Here is a 720-nt window from a genome sequence, read left to right as displayed (position 1 = left end):
TTTTCATCGTAAAATCTTTAAATCGCTTTGTATGGTATCTTTTTATCGATTTAAATACATATCCAATCCCAAAATGATCAGCACTTTTCACTATTTTGCTAACTTGCAATGTTTTTCACTGCTCCCCCAAGACCATTTAAAGTTTCTTCAAGCTCTTGCTTGTGAACAAGCGTTAGTGGTCTAAAATGCTCTTTCGCTGTTTTTTCTTTGAGTGCTTTCTCACGTGTGTTTTCAATTGCTCTACGTACACTTTCGGCTTTTGAAAGAAGGGTATTTTCTAGTGTCTGGCAGTAAGCTAAAAGCTCTCCACAGGTTGGCATGAATGTTTTTGATATCCCAATTGCTTGACCAGTTACGATATCTTCGACGCCCTTTTTCAGAGCATATGCTGAAATCCGTTCCAGCATCATGCCATAGGATAAAACGACGGCTTTAGAGTCTGTATTCGCAGGGACTCTCATGCTTGAGAGTAGGAAAGAAGCTTGCTCAATTTGCTTAACTGAAGCTTTCACAGAGAGCAACGCTTGTAGACGATTGCAAGCATCTAAGGTTTGCGCTTCCTCCTGTTTTGTCAATGTATTCCCAGCTTTCAGCGTCAATGGATACCCCGGACTGATCATTTCCATAATCTTCTCCAGATGAGAGATGATCTCTGAGTTCGTTGAAGCCTTCTGCAAGCTGTTCTGTGAAAGTTTTCTGAGTGAATTTTCCATGATAACC

At 40.4% G+C, this 720-nt stretch carries 1 protein-coding gene; it reads right to left on the bottom strand.

The annotated features are described in order from the left end of the window. Window positions 1-98: 98 nt before the first annotated feature. A partial coding sequence (locus tag ACFINF_RS09445; protein ID WP_375620621.1) for a hypothetical protein occupies window positions 99-720 on the bottom strand: 622 nt, incomplete at its 5' end.

This window comes from Bartonella sp. TS25HLJMH (genome assembly GCF_042193505.1).
GTDB classification, from domain to species: Bacteria; Pseudomonadota; Alphaproteobacteria; order Rhizobiales; family Rhizobiaceae; genus Bartonella; species Bartonella grahamii.
The sequence above is the reverse complement of the archived record's forward strand: the minus strand, read 5'-3'. Positions and strand labels throughout refer to the sequence as shown.